This window comes from Fulvivirga sp. AWR4_260, assembly GCF_056158185.1.
In genome coordinates this window covers 48033-65406 of record NZ_JBSWSU010000001.1, presented here as the reverse complement: position 1 = coordinate 65406, position 17374 = coordinate 48033, and the positions used below count along the sequence as shown (strand labels likewise).

Genomic DNA, 17374 nt, shown 5'->3' with positions numbered 1-17374 from the left:
AAAACATGAAGACCCTCTTACTATTACTATTTTTGGTTCCTTTTAATGTCTTTGTGCAAAAGGATAACATTACCATTTTTTTGGTGGCAGACTCCACTGTGGCTGATAAGCCATTTATAGATGGCAACCCCGAGAAGGGATGGGGGCAGGTATTTCCACTTTATTTTAAACAAGGCATCACGGTAGACAACCATGCGGTAAATGGGAGAAGTACCAAGAGCTTTATGGATGAAGGCCGCTGGGATAAAGTACTTTCATTAATTCAACCTGGCGATTATGTTATTATTGAGTTTGGGCATAATGATGAAAAAAAGAAGGATCCGAAGCGATATACAGACCCTGATAAAGCCTACAGAGCTAACCTAAAAAAGTACATAGCTGATACACGAGCCAAAGGAGGGAAGCCTATTTTAGCTACTCCTATTGTTCGTAGAAGGTTTGATAAAGAGGGTAAGTTTTATGAAACCCATGGCAAGTATCCCGAAGTGGTAAGAGAAGTAGCCAAAGAAGAAAAAGTGCCGTTGCTAGATATGCAAAAGGAAACTGAAAAGCTGCTCATAGCCTATGGTCAAGAGGAGTCTAAAAAGCTCTTTTTACACATTAATCCGGGAGAATATCCATCTCTGCCTGAGGGGCGAGAAGATGACACTCACCTTTCTCCTTATGGCGCGTTTAGGGTGGCAGATTTAGTGGTGGCCGAGCTCAAAAGTAATGTGCCCGAATTAAGAAAATACTTAAAAGATTAAATTTTGAAATACTTAGCTGTTTTATTATTCGTGTTTACACCCCATTTTAAGTCTATTCTAAATGATGAAGTGGTGCATATTTATTTAATAGGAGACTCTACCGTGGCAGATTATGCCAATAACTATGAGCCGGGTAAAGATTATATGAAAACCCGATATCCGGTTACAGGCTGGGGGCAGGTTTTTCAGCAGTTTTTCTCTTCCGATAATCTTACTGATATCACATTACTCAGCGAGGCTGACAGTGTGGTGGTTGATGATCGTGCCAGAGGAGGGAGAAGTACCCGAACATTTTTTCAGGAAGGAAGGTGGAGGAGTGTGTATAAAAGCCTGAATAAGAATGATATAGTAATTATGCAATTTGGGCATAATGATGCGGCAGAGAATAAAACAGAAAGGTATGTAGATATTGAAGGTTATAAAGAGTTTCTGAGGCTCTTTGTTGAACAATCGTTGCAAAAAGAAGCCATTCCAATAGTGCTTACGCCAGTTTGTAGAAACTACCCTTGGAAAGAAGGCCACTTGGAAAATGTTCATGGTGAATATCCGCAAGCAGCTATTGATGTGGCTAATGAATACAAAGTGCCATTGATTGACCTCAACGAACTATCAATGAACGCATTTAGTGAAAAGGGACAAACTTATGTTACAGATCATTACTTTATGAATTTACCTGCAGGTAAATACCAAGCTTACCCTGAAGGGCAGAGTGATAACACGCATTTTCAGCCGGAAGGAGCTAAAGCCGTTGCTCAATTAGTGTATGAAGCAATGAAAAATATAGAATATCCTAAAGGTCATGAATAGGCACTTTCTTTGGCTTATTTTAATAATTACTACAGGCGTACAGTCGGTATTGTTATCTACCTGCTACGCTACACTTCAAGTAGATTACTACATGGTGGTGGCACAAGATGGCTCAGGAGATTATACCACCATCCAAGATGCCATTGATAATACCAAAGCCTTTCCTGATAAGCGAATTACCATCTTTATTAAAAATGGCTTTTACCATGAAAAGGTAAAGGTATATGCATGGAATAATATGCTCACTTTGTCAGGAGAAAGTAGAGAAAAAACTATCATTAGCTATGATGATTACTTTTCGAAAATAGATAAAGGACGCAACAGTACCTTTATGACACCCACGCTTTTGGTGGAAGGAAATGATTTCATAGCCGAAAACTTGACTATAGAGAATACTGCCGGTCCAGTAGGGCAAGCCGTGGCTTTGGCGCTAACCGCAGATAGGTGTGTTGTGCGTAATTGTTCTATTAAAGGTAATCAGGATACGTTATATACTGCAGGAGAAAGGCATAGGCAGTATATAACGAACTGCTATATAGAAGGAACTACTGATTTTATTTTTGGGGCAGCAACAGTAGTTTTTGATCAATGCGAGATACATGCAAAGGCTGAGTCTTATATAACTGCTGCATCTACTCCAGAGGGGGTGGATTTTGGCTATGTATTTATGCACTGTAAGGTTACAGGAGCACAAGATGTGACTCATGCTTATTTAGGCAGGCCTTGGAGACCTTATGCCAAAACTGTTTTTATACATTGTAACTTAGGCCGTTTTATCACTCCAGAAGGTTGGCATAATTGGTCTAAGCCAGAGGCTGAAGAAAATACATTTTATGCCGAATATGAGAATAATGGAGAAGGTTACCTCCCAGAGTCAAGAGTTAAATGGGCCCACATTCTCACTAAAAAGCAAGCTAAAAAGTACATTCTATCGAATATCTTCCATAAATATGAAACCAATAAGTATGATAGAGGTTGGTATATTCATAGGTAAATAAAAAGAAGAATAATCGAATGGCAAATATTAAAGTAGGTCTTATTGGTTTTGGTTTAGGAGGAAGAGTCTTTCATGCACCTTTAATCAATTATACAGAAGGCCTTGAACTAGTAAAAATAAGGGAAACTAAGCAGGATAAAATCGAGCTGATTAATAGGCAATATCCTCATGTAGAGGTGGTGTCTGATAGTGATGATATTATTAATGATCCTGAAATTGATTTAGTGGCAGTGGTAATCCCCAACAGTGCGCATTATGAAGTAGGTAAAGCTGTACTGCAAGCGGGCAAACATTTGGTAGTAGATAAACCATTTACTGTTACTGCAGCTCAGGCTGATGAGCTGATAGCCATAAGCAAAGAAAAAGGTAAATTGATTTCAGTTTATCAAAATAGAAGATGGGATAGTGACTTTTTAACTTTAAAAAGAGTAATAGCAGAAGGTAAACTAGGGCGTTTGGTTGAATTTGAGTCTCATTTTGATCGTTTTAGAAACTTTGTTAAAGAAAACACTTGGAAAGAAGATGGATCTTTAGGTACAGGCTTGCTCTATGACTTGGGGTCTCATATGATAGATCAGGCGCAGGTCTTGTTTGGTGTACCACAGGAAATTACGGCTTTCATGTCAAAGCAGCGTAGTGGAGGCGAAATAGTAGATAATTTTGAATTGCTCTTACATTACGATAAGTTAAAAGTGACAATAAAATCGGGCATGCTGGTAAAGGAAAGGTTGCCAAAATATATTTTGTTAGGAGAGCAAGGAAGTTTTGTTAAGTACGGATTAGATGTGCAAGAAGCTACCTTAGACAAAGGTGAAAAGTCCTTGTCTGATAGTGATTGGGGGACTGAGCCAGAGAACATTTGGGGTGTAATTAATTATGTAGAGGATGGTGAAGATTACAGAAAACCTGTAAAAAGTGCACAAGGCAATTACCCTGAATTTTATGCCAATGTATACAGAGCCATTGCTTATAATGAAGAGTTGGCCGTAAAACCAGAAGAGGCTAGAAATACTATTAGAATTATAGAACTGGCTATGAAAAGTTATGAAGAAAAAAGAACTGTACCGTTTTCGTAAAGTTAGCTTTATTATATTATTGTTGAGCTTTTCGGTTGCAAAGGCTCAACAATACCCTAGAGATACATCTTATTCCATTCAAAGTGCCTACCTAAAAATAAAGAAGCACTACCCCGAAGTATCTCCAATAACTCCATTTTCATTTAAGTCTGTTACTGAAAAATATGATGTGCCATATGTAAATGTAGGAAGAGCGCTAACCTTAGATATATTCTACCCTAGTAGTAATGCTAAAAAGGAATACCCAGCTATTTTACTCATATTCGGAGGGGGGTGGAGTTCAGGCGAGAAGGCGAATCAAGTTCCTATGGCTCAAAAACTAGCAAATGCGGGTTATGTGGCAGTGGTGCCTGAGTACAGATTAAGTCCAGAAGTACCATATCCGGCTGCCGTACACGATCTGAAAGCAGCTATCCGCTGGATGCGTGCCAATGCTAGAGTTTACCACATTAATCCAGATAAAATAGCAGTATTGGGGTGTTCTGCAGGGGCTCAACTGGCCACTCTTTTAGGAGTGACAGGAGATTGGGCTCAATTAGAAGGTAAAGAGGGAGAATTAAATTACTCTAGTGCAGTGCAAGCCATTATAAACATTGATGGTATAGTATCATTTATTCACCCTGAGGCAGAAGAGGGAAGGTATGCCGCCAAGTGGTTGGGCGGAGGAAAGAGCGAGTTGCCTGAAATATGGAGAGAAGCGTCTCCATTAGGATATGTTAATCAAAATACTCCGCCAACGTTATTTATCAATAGTGCGCAGCCTAGGTTTCATGCTGGTAGGGATGACATGTTGGAGATTCTTGATGAACACGGTATATATCATGAGCAGCATACATTGAGTCAATCGCCACATTCATTTTGGTTAGTTAACCCGTGGTTTGAACCAACCTTCGCTCACACACAAGATTTTTTGAAAAAGGTATTCAAATAAGTCTACTTATTTCATAATTAATACAGAGATATATGGCTGGTATTTTGCGCTGAGCGTAGATTATCAATAAATTTATATTACATAACTCATAAGTAGATTAAGCGTCATGAAATTAGAACATTTTGCACTTAACGTTAAGGAACCACTAGCCATGGCCGATTGGTACGTAGAGCACTTAGGTATGACCGTGGTAAAGCAGCTGAAAGAGCCTCCTTATATGACTTTTATCGCTGATGATAGTGGTAAAATGATGATAGAAATTTATAATAATAACGAGGCAGAAATCCCTGATTATGCCAGTATGAACCCGTTAATTGTTCATTTAGCTTTTGTTTCTGATGATCCAGATGCGGACAGCAAAAGACTGCAAGAGGCCGGTGCGGTAGAGTTATCTAATCAAACTTTGGTAGATGGTTCACACTTGGTAATGATGAGAGATCCATGGGGGTTATCAGTACAGCTATGCAAAAGGGCCATTCCTATGCTGAAATGAAAGACTAAAGGCCAGCTCACAGAACCATGTCTGCGAGTAGGCTTGTAGCTTTATTCTGACCACTCAAAGCCCTCGGCTTTGGGTATACTTAGGAAATTTTCCACCAAATCGTCCGGTAGTTTAGCTAATTTTCTTTTTTCTAAGTCTAGCCAAGCTCCATCTACATTAATTTGTGCCGCTTTTATGCCATCGCTTCTAAATACATCATGGCGGATAGACCACCTCGATCCGTCTTTTCGGCATTTAATTAAGTCAGCCGTGAGTGTTATGGTATCATTAGGAGATACTTCGCGTAAGTATATAATTTCTTCTCTGAAAAGAATTGGCCCTATGCCTAGTGTCTTAAACACTTTCATATCAAACCCTATATTTTTTAGGGCCTCTAAACGCGCCTGAGCCGCAAAATCAGCATAGGCAGAATGGCGCAAGTGTTGGTTGGCATCAATTTGAGACCATAATATATTAAAAGAATATTGATTATTATCCATGTTAAAATTTGTTATGCATGACGAGTATAAAGATACGTTTCTATTTGTTGTATGACAAAATTGGCGCACTATAAATCTATTGGGTATTTAATAAGGAGAAGCCTGTAAATGTTTCAAGAATCATCCATAATAAGAAAAGCAGATAGCTAAATAGCAGAATGTAGCATTCTAACCGTGACAGCATTAGCCTGGTTCTGAGCATTGCAAATAATAATATAGTGGCAAAAGTAAGGAATAACATAAGTGGTATAGCCAAAGCAAAGTCTACTTCCGAGGCACCTGCTATAACCACGCCTAAAGGCAAAGCCACTAACAAGTCAAAAATATTACTACCTATGGTGTTTGCTAAGCTAGATAACGCATTGCCTTTTCTTGCCATTTTAATACTTACAAAGGCATCGGGTATGCTGGTGGCGGCTGCTATTACAGTTATTCCCCAAAAGAAGCTGGGTGTGCTGAGGTATTCTCCTAAAAACAGTGCACCTCTTACTAGTCCCTCTACTCCCACTACTATTACGGCCAAACTAGCCACTAATTTGAGCCATTCTTTGCTTGGCTTTATGTTTTTAGGTTTTTCTTTATTGGCAAATTCTTTTTGGTATTCTGATGTTTCTTGCTGTTGTAAAAAGATATATAATACGTAGAGGAGGAGAGGAATTAAGGCTATGGTTCTGGTCATTTCTCCTACTAAATGTTTTCCTTCTACCGGGTTGTAAATTACGGCAAGAGAAAATGTAAGCAATAATACGGCTACTGAGGTGATATAAAACTGTGCATCTTTATAAATCAGTATTCTGTCGGCTTCTAGTTTTTTACTAAATAAACCCGAAAGTGCAGGTATCATCAATATGTTAAAAATAGCAGAGCCTACTATTGCTCCTACACCTAGTTCAAATTCTCCATGTAGCAGTGTGGAAAGTACGGTGGTAGAAAGTTCTGGGAAACTAGAGCCTATAGCGGCAATAATTGCTCCTTGAACTACGGCAGGCAAGTTATAGTAAGTGGATAATCTTTGGGAGCTTACCTCTAGCCAGTCGCTGCTTTTCCAAACCGCTATGGTAGATATGATAATGATGCCGATGTAGAGGATTAGTAAGGACACAGGGGTATTATTTAGTTTTGTTTACTGTAATGATTAACTTCAAATGTTATAAAGGGTTTAATGTGTAACCCAATTTAAAAAATATATCAATTCTAGTATGCAATATTATCAGGAAGCATTAAATCAGGCGAAAAAAGGGTTAGCAGAAGGTGGCATACCTATAGGGGCAGTATTAGTTAAGGATGGGGAGATTATTGGCAAAGGCCATAACCAACGTGTGCAGCGCGATAACCCAATTTTACACGGAGAAATGGATTGTATGCAAAATGCAGGAAGGCAATCGAGCTACGAAGGGGCTACTATGTATACTACCTTAAGTCCTTGTATGATGTGTACAGGCACTATTTTACAATTTAAAATAAAAAGAGTGGTAATAGGTGAAAATGTCAATTTTGAAGGTAATATTCCTTTTTTGCAGCAAAATGGAGTGGAAGTGGAGTTGTTGAACGATAAGGAGACTATTACTATGATGGAAACCTTTATCAAAGAGAATCCTACACTTTGGAATGAAGATATAGCAGAATAAAAAAAAGCGGTTGTAATACTTACAACCGCTAATGGAAATGTGTGTAATTAAAGTGAAACTCCTCGTTTCCAGGGAATGAAGTCCGCTTGATTTAATTGCATAGCCTTGGTAGCGATGTTACCACTGGCTACATCAATTATAAAATCCAGCATTTCTGTTCCCATTTCTTCTATGCTTTTGGTACCCTCAATAACAGGCCCCGTATTTACATCTATAATATCGGGCATGCGCTCCGCAAGTTTTGTGTTCGATGACACTTTTATAACCGGAGTAATGGGATTGCCTGTAGGTGTGCCTAACCCTGTAGTGAATAATATAATATTTGCTCCTGAACCGGCCATAGCCGTAGTGCTTTCTACATCATTTCCAGGAGTGCATAATAAATTCAGTCCCGATTTTGTAGCGTATTCAGTATAATCCAGTACATCGGTAACAGGTGAAGTGCCTCCTTTTTTGGCTGCTCCGGCAGATTTAATGGCATCCGTAATAAGGCCATCTTTTATATTTCCCGGGCTAGGGTTCATATCAAACCCTGAACCTACTGCTTCCGCGGCATTAGAATATGCCTTCATTAAGTCACTGAACTTCTCAGCTATACCATCATTAGTACAGCGATTTATTAACTCTTGTTCTACCCCACAAAGTTCAGGGAACTCCGATAGTATCGATTTTCCTCCAAGCGCTACTATAAAGTCAGAAACTTGCCCTACCGTTGGGTTGGCTGATATTCCTGAAAAGCCATCCGATCCGCCACATTCAAGGCCTATCACCAACTTGCTTAGTGGTGCAGGTTTCCTCTCTTGCTGGTTGGCTTCCATCATGCCTATAAAAGTTTCTTTTATAGCCTTGGTCAGCATTTCTTTTTCAGTACCTTCTTTCTGTTGCTCCAGTATAATCAAAGGTTTTTTAATGTCAGCATTTACTTTGTTGAGCTTATCTTGCAAGATAGATATTTGTGCATTTTGGCAACCTAAACTTAATACTGTGGCGCCCGCTACGTTGGGGTTGTTAATATACCCGGCTAATAATCCGCACAACATCTCTGAGTCTTGCCTGATGCCACCGCATCCACCTTCGTGGGTTAAAAAACGGATGCCATCTATATTTTTAAAAAGTTTTTCAGGAGTCTGATCAGCTACTTGTTGTAATTGTAGTTCTTTGATTTTATCTGTTTCTCCTTTTTGATACAATTCTACCATTTCATGCACATAGGATTGATAAACATCGGTTTTAGCAAAACCTAGTTCGTGCATAAAGGCTTGTTGTATAGTGTTTACATTTCTGTTTTCACAAAATACCAGAGGTATCACAAGCCAATAGTTGGCCGTACCTACTTGGCCGTCTTCACGGTGGAATCCCATAAAAGAAGCATTGTCCCATTTGCTTACGTCAGGGGCAGACCAGTTGGTGGTAGTAGTTTTTTTTGTGAATGAAGAGGCTTGGTGTTTTACATTTGTGATGGTAAGTACTTCTCCTGCTTGTATAGGATCTACAGCTTTACCCACCAAAATACCATACATAATTATTTTATCTTCCTTCACTAAATCAAACTCTGCAAACTTATGTTTGGCTGGTACATCGTGAGTTATATGGATTTGTTTGCCGTTAAAATGGATCGTTTCGCCAGCAGTTAAATTATCCAATGCTACTATCACATTATCGTCAGGGTGAATTTTAAGTACTCGTTGTGGCATATTTCAATTGTTTATGTGCAATCGATTGCACAGCACAATTGTACGAAATAAAATCACAAATGCCAATATTTTTTAAGGGCATCTGAGGTTGAGATGCTTAAACTTTAAAGGAAAAGCCCTTAGCTATTTTATGATTATACTTTTCTTGGTCAAATTGAAACAGATAAGAACCTTTTTTGCTGGAGGTCATATCTTTTTCATCTAATTTTTTTAGAATATTGAGCGCATTGATCTTTTTAGTAAAATTGCCTTTATCTAAACCTTGGCCATAAATCTGCTCGTAAAGTAATTGTAGCTGGCGCATGGTAAACTTTTTAGGTAGCAACTCAAAGGTTACCGGTTCGGTGGCGCTTCTGTACTTTAACCTTTCAATAGCTTTATGTACCATCTCTTCATGGTCAAAGATGAGTTGAGGTAGTTCGTCTATATCAAACCATTTTGCGCTATATTCTGAAGAGAGTTGTTGTTGCATTTCTGCCATATTTAATAAAGCATAGTAGGCAACAGAAATAGTTCTTTCTTCGGGGTCACGATTTACCTCGCTGAAAGTAAAAAGTTGTTCTAGGTATAGGTTTGATAATGCTGTTAGGTCATATAAAACTCTTTGTGCTGCAGTATCTAAAGTATCGTCTTCTTTTAAAAAGCCTCCCATCAAAGACCATTTTCCTTTTTCAGGTTCAAAACCCCGTTTGATGAGTAAAACTTTTAATCGGTTTTCGTCAAAACCAAAAATAATACAATCTACAGCAAGAAGAACTTTATATTCCTTATGATATGTGCTGATCATTTTCAAAATGAATTTAAAATTCTGTTAAATATTCAAAGTTAATACTAAAAGCATTTAGCTAATAGTGATAGGTTTTATATTTAAACGCCTGTTTTTCATATTATGTACATTATCGTTTTGTTTTTATAACTTTAACCTTCTTTACTGCATTTGTACATAATGAAGAATTATTTTGTGTGTACACATGGTAAAATCTATTAACATTGGTTAACATTCTTAATTATGCAAAGTCTATCTACAAAAGAATTATCTGTTAAAATTGAAGATTTCGGCAAGACAGCAGGAGGCAACTCGGTGAAATCATATACATTAAGTAACCAAAATGGTATTGAGGTTACAGTGTTAGATTTTGGTGGAGTGATTACTTCAATTAAAACCCCAGATAAGGAGGGTAACTTGGGTGACATTGTTTTGGGTTTTAATAACATAGAAACTTATGAAGGAGATAGCCCCTATATGGGTGCGTTAGTGGGAAGGTATGCCAATAGAATAGCCAATGGTAAATTCAGTATTGATGGCAAGGAGTATACCTTGGCTCAAAATAATGGTGCCAACTGTTTACATGGAGGCGTGGTAGGTTTTGATAAGAAAATATGGGCAGTTGAAATTTTGCAAGGAGATAACGATGTGGCCTTATCAATGACTTATGAGAGTGAGCATATGGAGGAAGGTTTTCCTGGTAACTTGTCTGTGAAAGTGATTTACAGGTTAACTAATGAGGATAATTTAGAGATAGAATATTTCGCTACCACTGATCAGAAAACAGTAATCAACCTCACGCAACATACATATTTTAACCTTTCGGCTGATCCTTCAACTTCTGTTTTGGATCATGAGTTAACGGTATGGGCTAATAAATTTTTGCCAATTAATAAAGACTTAATTCCAACAGGTGAAAGACGTGGAGTGGACGGTACTCCGTTTGATTTTACCAGTGGCAAGAAAATAGGAAAAGACATCAGCGCGGCCTATGAGCAATTGGAGCTGGCTAAAGGTTATGATCATAGCTGGATTTTTGAAAATAATGACAAAGAGTTAGTGAAAGCTGCTTTTTTAAAGCACATGCCTTCTGGCAGAATATTAGAGGTATTTACTACTGAGCCAGCCATGCAGGTATATACTAGTAATTTTTTAGATGCATCTCTAACAGGCAAAGAAGGTGTTAGCTATGACGAAAGAAGTGCGGTATGTTTAGAAACGCAGCATTACCCTGATAGTCCTAATCAAAGCGATTTTCCTACTACATTGCTCAACCCTGGAGAGAAATTCCATTCAAAAACCATATTTGGTTTTAAAACGGAACAAGCATAATATTTACGAACTAAGGAGCAGCATTTTAAATGCTGCTTTTTTTATTCAAATAAGCTTTCTAATATAGAGATACTCACCACCTTAAAGTCTTTGATAATCATATCACAATGAGCCAATTCGGCTTCGCTGTGGGTGGTGGTTATTCCTATTACCTTGCACCCCGCAGCCTGCGCGGCAGCAATTCCTGAAAGAGAGTCTTCAAATACTATACACCGATCAGGACTATAGTTGAGGGCCTGAGCTGCCTTTTGATAAATTTGAGGATGAGGTTTGCCTTGGCTAACATGAGCCGAATGTAATATGGCGTGAAACAATGGTTCAATATTTAAGCCTTGTAATATAAAGTCAGCATTTTCCTTTGGTGCAGACGTAGCTACTGCCATTTTAATTTCTGCATTATTTAAGTTATTTAAGAATTGGGGAAGCCCTTGAATTGCTTCCAGTTCGCTATGGTAAATATCTCTGAATAACTCTTCTTTTTCATCAGCATAGTTTTTTAGCTCAGGATATTCCATTTTCCCAAATAGCTCAGGTATCCATGTTTCGTTTCTTCTTCCGTATACTTTTTCTTTTAGAAATTCGTCACTTACCTCTTTGTTGTATTTCTTGCAAAACTCCTTGATGGATTTTTCGTGGTGCGGATTGGTGTCAGCAATTACACCATCCATGTCAAAAATTACTGCAAAGTCTTTAGTAGCCATAGTATAAAAAGATTAAGATTGAGAAATAAAAAAAAGCTGCTCGACTATTATAGCTTGTATAATAATCAAACAGCTTCTTTGAAACTATGTTTAGGAGAAACTCGCTAATTACTTAGCATAAGATACTGATCTCATTTCTCTAATTACCGTAATTTTAATCTGGCCAGGGTATTGCATGTCTTTTTCTATTTTTTGAGAAATATCGTAAGACAGTTGTCCTGCTCTATCATCAGTAACATTATCAGCATCTACCATAACTCTAAGCTCTCTACCGGCCTGTATCGCATAACACTTATGCACACCGTCAAAGCTTAATGCCAGTTGTTCTAATTCTTTAAGACGCTTAATGTAGCTTTCCATTACTTCACGTCTAGCACCTGGTCTAGCACCTGATATAGCATCACATGCCTGAATTATTGGTGATATCATGGAAGTCATTTCAATCTCATCGTGGTGAGCTCCTATGGCATTACACACTATAGGGTGCTCTTTATATTTTTGAGCAAGCTCCATACCTATGATAGCGTGAGGCTTTTCTGGCTCTTCTGGCCATACTTTACCGATATCATGTAAAAGACCAGCCCTCTTAGCATGTTTAGGGTTTAAGCCTAGTTCAGAGGCCATGGTAGCACATAAGTTGGCTACTTCTCTTGAGTGTTGTAGTAAGTTTTGACCATAAGATGATCTGAAGCGCATTCTACCCACCATTTTGATTAGCTCTGGGTGAAGACCGTGAATACCAAGGTCAATTACCGTACGCTCACCAATCTCAATGATCTCTTCTTCAATATTCTTTTTGGTCTTAGCTACTATTTCTTCAATACGTGCAGGGTGAATTCTTCCGTCTACCACAAGTCTATGTAGTGATAGTCTCGCAATTTCTCTTCTTACAGGGTCAAATCCCGAAATGATGATAGCTTCAGGAGTATCATCTACAATAATTTCGACTCCTGTAGCAGCTTCGAGGGCTCTAATATTACGACCTTCTCTACCAATGATTTTACCTTTGATATCATCACTTTCTATATTGAAAACAGATACACAGTTTTCAATGGCATGCTCAGTGGCAGTACGTTGTATCGTTTCTAATACTATTTTTCGTGCTTGCTTAGTAGCAGAGAGTTTGGCTTCCTCTAAAATATCTTTAATAAAAGATGAGGCCTTTGTTTGAGCTTCGTCTTTTAAAGATTCCATCAATTGCTCCTTAGCTTCATCAGCGGTAAGGTTAGAGATCTTTTCTAAGATAGCTACTTTTTGCTCGTTAAATTTATCAAGCTCAGCCTGCTTGTTGTTCACTACATCAATTTGCTTAGTGAGTTTGTCTTTTAGGCTGCTAATGTCTGATTCTTTACGTTTTACCTGCTCAAATTCTTTGGCTAAATGCTGTTCTCTTTGCTTAAGCTTGTTTTCATTGGTGATGATAATGTTCTTTTTCTTAGAAACCTCCTCTTCAAATTCGGATTTCATTTTTAAGAACTTCTCTTTGGCCTCAAGGATTTTGTTCTTTTTGATGTTTTCCGCTGAAATTTCAGCTTCTTTCATCATTCCTTTTGCTTTTTCTTCAAGCTCGCGTTCTTTTTCTTCATTCACTTTGCGGATCAGAGATCTGCCTATCATAATACCAATACCTAAGCCAATAAGACTTCCCAGTATTATATAAATTGCTTCTGCCATTACTATATGTTTATGTTAGGTTGCTTTGAGTGCTTTACCTGGAGGGAATAAATAGTTATAGTATGGGCATAAGTTTACCTTTCATCTATATATAGCCGTGATTAATCGTTGCAATCATGGCAGAAATTCCTTTGGCTCCTGAGTATACACTCAACTTTATACAAGATGCAGCTAAAGGTAAACCTGATTTTAGAGGGATGTATCTATCTTATGTTAGAGAGATTGGTTAATAAGATGATTAAGCTGATTTACTTTATCCAGAATGCTATCGTCTATATCACTCGGGTTGTCTTCAGACTCCATTTTATCTACAAGGCAGTCAAATGCCACCATGGCTAATAGGTCTTGCTTATCATCTATACCAAATTGTTCTCTATAAGCTTTTATTCTTTCATTAATTTGTTTGCCAGCGCGCCTTACCCGCTCCTCGTCCTCCGCTTTTACCTTCATCGGGTATTCGCGATCAGCAATTTTTATTTTTATTGAAAGTTCGTCCATATGGAGCGTTATTATTTACTTAAGTGTACAATACACTTATCAATCTCCTTTATATAATCGTCAATCTTCCTCTTTAAGTCAGAAGTGTTACCTTCTTCTGTATCTATATTATTTACAATCTTACTAATTTTAATCTTATTTTGAAAGCTATTAATCTGATCATCCTTTGATTTAACCTGCTGGCGCAACTGCTTGTTTTCATCCTCTAACTGCTTCACTTTTTGCTTAATAGATTTATAATCACCAAGTAATAAGCTGATTTTTCTTTCTAATGATAAGAGGTTGGCTTTAAGCTGGTCGTTATTCATTTTTTGTATTCTACTTAAGTATGCTCAGTATAGCTTTCAATTATTAATACAATAAAGAATTAAAATGTAAATTAATTGTTATTCTTTATTTTTCTATTTACGAATTATTGCATTAAGCTGATGTTCGAAGGCCTGAATAAGTTTATTCATGGTCTTATCTATTACTTTATCAGTTAAGGTCTGTTTCTTGTCTTCTAAAGTAAAGCTGATGGCATATGCTTTTTTCTCTTCGCCTATGCTTTCTCCTTCGTAAACATCAAATACATTAATGGCTGTTACAAACTTATTGTTTTTTGCCAGAGCAAGTTTCTTAATATCTTCGAAGCTCACTTTTTTGTCGATTACTAACGATAAGTCTCGCTTCACTTGTGGAAACTTAGAAACCTCTTCGTAAACTATACTATTATTTGCTTTTTTCAAAAGTAAATCCCAATCAAGATCAGCAAAAAATACTTCTTGTTTTACACCTGCAAGCTTAGTGGTAGATGGCTTCACTTTTCCGATGGTCGCTAATACTTTTTCGCCTAGTAGTAAGTTAATTCCATACTGATATGGCTCTTCATGAATAACGCTAGTTGTAATGTTGTTACCCAGTAATCTTGATACTAACAATTGTACTGTTGCGTATAAATCGTGAAAAGTCACATTTCTACTTTTGTTTAGCCAGTTTTCGGCTTCTATATCACCTGTTAAATATATAGCAAGCCTGTTCTTTTCTACGTAAGCACCATCTTTATGGAAATAGCTTTTGCCAAACTCAAATAGTCTAAGGTTATCTTGCCTTCTGTTAATATTATATGCTGCTACCTCTAGGCCATTAAATAATAAACTTTGACGCATTACTCCTAGATCTTCACTTAGCTTGTTCAGTATTACTACACTTTCTTTTTCTTCTAAGTGCTTAGCTTTTTCAGCATATTCTGGTTTAGTAAGCGAGTTGGTGAGTATTTCAAAATAACCGTTGCTTACTAAAAGTTCTGTAACTGTCTTTTTGGTTTTATCTCTGTCCTTAGCAGGAAAATTTGCTAAGAAATCGCTGCTTACATGGTCAGGAAGCTCTACATTATTAAAACCATAAACTCTTAAAACTTCTTCTACAATATCAGCTTCTCTTTGTACATCTACTCTAAATGGAGGAACAATGGCTGTAAATGTTTCTTCAGTTCGGTCAGCTACTTGTATGTCTAATAAGTTAAGAATTTCAACAATTCTGTCGTGATCGATATTTTTACCGATCAATCGATGAATGTTTTTGAACTTAACATCTATTTTAAAATCCTCAATAGGCGTGGGGTAAAGGTCAATTATATCTGAACTGATTTCACCGCCTGCTATTTCTTTTATGAGTAAAGCAGCTCTTTTTAATGCATAAAGCGTGATGTTAGGGTCTGTACCTCTTTCAAACCTGAAAGATGCATCAGTTTTTAACTGATGATGCTGAGCTGTTTTTCTGATGTAATCAGGAGAGAAGTAAGCGCTTTCTAAGAATACATTAGTAGTTTCTTCTGTTACTCCAGAGTGTAATCCTCCAAACACACCAGCAATGCACATGCCTTCACTTTCTCCATTACAAATCATCAAATCATTGCTACGAAGTTTTCTTTCTTTTTCATCTAGCGTAGTGAAAGTGGTGCCTTCAGCTAATGTTTTAACAATTACTTTATTGCCTTTGATTTTGTCCGCATCAAAAGCATGGAGCGGCTGTCCTACTTCATGCAGCACATAGTTGGTAATGTCTACTATATTGTTAATGCTATCTAAGCCAATAGAGGCAAGTCTAAGCTTTAGCCATTCTGGTGATTCACCTACTTTTACATTAGTGATGCTTACAGCGGTATATCTAGGGCAAGCTTCAGTATTTTCTACAATTACTTCAATAGGTAATGTGTGATTTTCAACGTTGAACGCATCAACATCAGGCCACTTTATTTCTGACTTGAATGCAGCTTTTAAGTCTCTGGCTACACCAATATGTGATGCTGCATCTGCTCTGTTTGGTGTTAAACCAATTTCAAAGATTTGGTCATCAGCAAGGTTGAAATATTCAGCCGCAGGAGTTCCGTTGGGTAGAGTAGTGTCTAGCACCATAATGCCGTCATGTCCTTTACCTAGACCTATTTCGTCTTCAGCACAGATCATACCTTCAGACGCTTCTCCTCTGATTTTTGCCTTCTTTATTTGAAAAGGATCGTGCCCTTCGGGGTATAAAGTAGCGCCAACAGTGGCTACTATTACTTTTTGACCTTTAGCCACGTTAGGAGCACCACAAACTATGTTGCTTGGAGTATCGCCCCCAATATCTACAGTAGTGATATTAAGCTTATCAGCATTAGGGTGGCGTTCACAAGTAAGAACTTCTCCTATAACCATGCCTTTAAGGCCTCCTTTTACTTGCTCAAAAGCTTCAACAGTTTCTATTTCTAATCCCGTATCGGTAAGTGAAGTGCTTATTTTTTCAGTTGACTGATCTAAATCTATATAATCTTTAAGCCAGTTTAAAGATATTTTCATGCTTCAAATTGCAGTTTAAGTGCTAAAATTTTAAGTCGGCAAAATTACACATTTATAGTGTTTCCGTATTGAATAAACGTGCTAATTTAATTTTTCTCCTCTTTAGAGTCTTCTTTTTTATCACTGTGATAGTTTTTTTCTCCAGCTTTAATGGCTATGGTAAGTAAATTTTCGGCCGGAGGTAAAGGGCAGCTATAACCATCAGTGTAGGCACAATAAGGATTGTAGGCCAAGTTGAAGTCTAAAAGTATAGTATTGCCACTGTTATGTTTTACTTCTAGGTATCGGCCAGCACCATAGGTTTCATTAGCGCTAGTTTCGTCACCAAAGGCTAGAAATAGTATTTCATCTTTGGTGTTTTCGAGTATTAATAATTTCTGATCCTTTTTGTCTATAGTAAAGGTGGCATAGCCATATTCAAGATAATCTTCTGTATACCCATCACTAGTGCTTAAACTTCTAACTTCAGGAAATTCAATAGGCTCTAATCTAGCATTGATTTTATACTTTTTATCAGGAGGGAAGAAGTTGAGGCTATCGAATGGTAGTTGGTGTTCTACAAACGGTGATTCTTCTGAGTTTCTCATGAAGCTCTCCTGTTCTTCGCGTTTTTTTAATATTCTTTCTTTGTAAGCCTCGGGAGACTCGCCTTCTAATGCATATGCAACTATGGCGATTAAAATGATGATTACTCCGGCTATGATTATCTTGTTTCTGTTCATTT

Annotated in this window: 18 protein-coding genes; 8 read left to right on the top strand and 10 right to left on the bottom strand. The window is 37.6% G+C overall.

What is annotated here, in order from left to right; all coding sequences use genetic code 11:
• Positions 1-5: 5 nt before the first annotated feature.
• From ACXACQ_RS00315 to ACXACQ_RS00290, 6 genes are all read left to right on the top strand, one after another.
• Positions 6-746 carry a rhamnogalacturonan acetylesterase gene (locus ACXACQ_RS00315; protein ID WP_474973919.1) on the top strand — a complete coding sequence of 247 codons (741 nt, stop codon included), beginning with the start codon at positions 6-8 and terminating at the stop codon, positions 744-746.
• A gap of 3 nt (positions 747-749) precedes the next feature.
• Positions 750-1553, top strand: coding sequence for a rhamnogalacturonan acetylesterase (locus ACXACQ_RS00310; RefSeq protein WP_474973918.1), 804 nt, complete (start codon positions 750-752; stop codon positions 1551-1553).
• Positions 1546-2547, top strand: coding sequence for a pectinesterase family protein (locus ACXACQ_RS00305; RefSeq protein WP_474973917.1), 1002 nt, complete (start codon positions 1546-1548; stop codon positions 2545-2547). The genes ACXACQ_RS00310 and ACXACQ_RS00305 overlap by 8 nt, the downstream gene beginning before the upstream one ends.
• A 20-nt stretch (positions 2548-2567) precedes the next feature.
• Positions 2568-3626 (top strand): oxidoreductase, encoded by a 1059-nt coding sequence (locus ACXACQ_RS00300; RefSeq protein WP_474973916.1) that lies wholly within the window; start codon positions 2568-2570, stop codon positions 3624-3626.
• Positions 3595-4557: an alpha/beta hydrolase fold domain-containing protein gene (locus tag ACXACQ_RS00295; RefSeq protein ID WP_474973915.1), complete on the top strand. Its 963-nt coding sequence runs from the start codon at positions 3595-3597 to the stop codon at positions 4555-4557. Before ACXACQ_RS00300 ends, ACXACQ_RS00295 begins: the two co-directional genes overlap by 32 nt.
• A 106-nt stretch (positions 4558-4663) precedes the next feature.
• Positions 4664-5050, top strand: coding sequence for a VOC family protein (locus ACXACQ_RS00290; protein WP_474973914.1), 387 nt, complete (start codon positions 4664-4666; stop codon positions 5048-5050).
• Positions 5051-5100: 50 nt separating this feature from the next.
• Here the strand turns inward: ACXACQ_RS00290 and ACXACQ_RS00285 are convergent, their stop codons facing one another.
• Together ACXACQ_RS00285 and ACXACQ_RS00280 are read right to left on the bottom strand one after the other, a co-directional pair.
• Positions 5101-5538, bottom strand: coding sequence for an acyl-CoA thioesterase (locus tag ACXACQ_RS00285; RefSeq protein WP_474973913.1), 438 nt, complete (start codon positions 5536-5538; stop codon positions 5101-5103).
• 76 nt (positions 5539-5614) lie between these two features.
• Positions 5615-6640, bottom strand: a complete 1026-nt coding sequence (locus tag ACXACQ_RS00280; protein WP_474973912.1) for a sodium:calcium antiporter — start codon at positions 6638-6640, stop codon at positions 5615-5617.
• Positions 6641-6737: 97 nt separating this feature from the next.
• On the opposite strand from ACXACQ_RS00280, the gene ACXACQ_RS00275 reads away from it, so the two are divergent.
• Positions 6738-7166, top strand: a complete 429-nt coding sequence (locus ACXACQ_RS00275; RefSeq protein WP_474973911.1) for a nucleoside deaminase — start codon at positions 6738-6740, stop codon at positions 7164-7166.
• Between the two features lie 47 nt (positions 7167-7213).
• On the opposite strand, the gene ACXACQ_RS00270 is transcribed toward ACXACQ_RS00275, so the two are convergent.
• Positions 7214-8860, bottom strand: a complete 1647-nt coding sequence (locus ACXACQ_RS00270) for a UxaA family hydrolase (RefSeq protein WP_474973910.1) — start codon at positions 8858-8860, stop codon at positions 7214-7216.
• A gap of 97 nt (positions 8861-8957) precedes the next feature.
• Positions 8958-9647, bottom strand: a complete 690-nt coding sequence (locus ACXACQ_RS00265; protein WP_474973909.1) for an NUDIX hydrolase — start codon at positions 9645-9647, stop codon at positions 8958-8960.
• A 222-nt stretch (positions 9648-9869) separates the two neighbouring features.
• On the opposite strand from ACXACQ_RS00265, the gene ACXACQ_RS00260 reads away from it, so the two are divergent.
• A complete protein-coding gene (locus ACXACQ_RS00260) occupies positions 9870-10958 on the top strand; it encodes an aldose epimerase family protein (RefSeq protein WP_474973908.1) in 1089 nt (362 codons plus the stop codon).
• 41 nt (positions 10959-10999) lie between these two features.
• On the opposite strand, the gene ACXACQ_RS00255 is transcribed toward ACXACQ_RS00260, so the two are convergent.
• The 6 genes from ACXACQ_RS00255 to ACXACQ_RS00230 form a co-directional block, all read right to left on the bottom strand.
• Positions 11000-11659: an HAD family hydrolase gene (locus ACXACQ_RS00255; RefSeq protein ID WP_474973907.1), complete on the bottom strand. Its 660-nt coding sequence runs from the start codon at positions 11657-11659 to the stop codon at positions 11000-11002.
• A gap of 108 nt (positions 11660-11767) precedes the next feature.
• Positions 11768-13333 carry a ribonuclease Y gene (rny, locus tag ACXACQ_RS00250; RefSeq protein ID WP_474973906.1) on the bottom strand — a complete coding sequence of 522 codons (1566 nt, stop codon included), beginning with the start codon at positions 13331-13333 and terminating at the stop codon, positions 11768-11770.
• A 213-nt stretch (positions 13334-13546) separates the two neighbouring features.
• Positions 13547-13831 (bottom strand): cell division protein ZapA, encoded by a 285-nt coding sequence (locus ACXACQ_RS00245; protein ID WP_474973905.1) that lies wholly within the window; start codon positions 13829-13831, stop codon positions 13547-13549.
• A gap of 11 nt (positions 13832-13842) precedes the next feature.
• Entirely contained in the window at positions 13843-14139 is a 297-nt protein-coding gene (locus ACXACQ_RS00240; protein WP_474973904.1) for a hypothetical protein, read from the bottom strand.
• A gap of 93 nt (positions 14140-14232) precedes the next feature.
• On the bottom strand, positions 14233-16650 hold the full coding sequence (gene pheT / locus ACXACQ_RS00235) for a phenylalanine--tRNA ligase subunit beta (RefSeq protein ID WP_474973903.1): 2418 nt from the start codon (positions 16648-16650) through the stop codon (positions 14233-14235).
• 86 nt (positions 16651-16736) lie between these two features.
• Entirely contained in the window at positions 16737-17372 is a 636-nt protein-coding gene (locus tag ACXACQ_RS00230; protein WP_474973902.1) for a DUF1684 domain-containing protein, read from the bottom strand.
• Positions 17373-17374 lie beyond the last annotated feature (2 nt).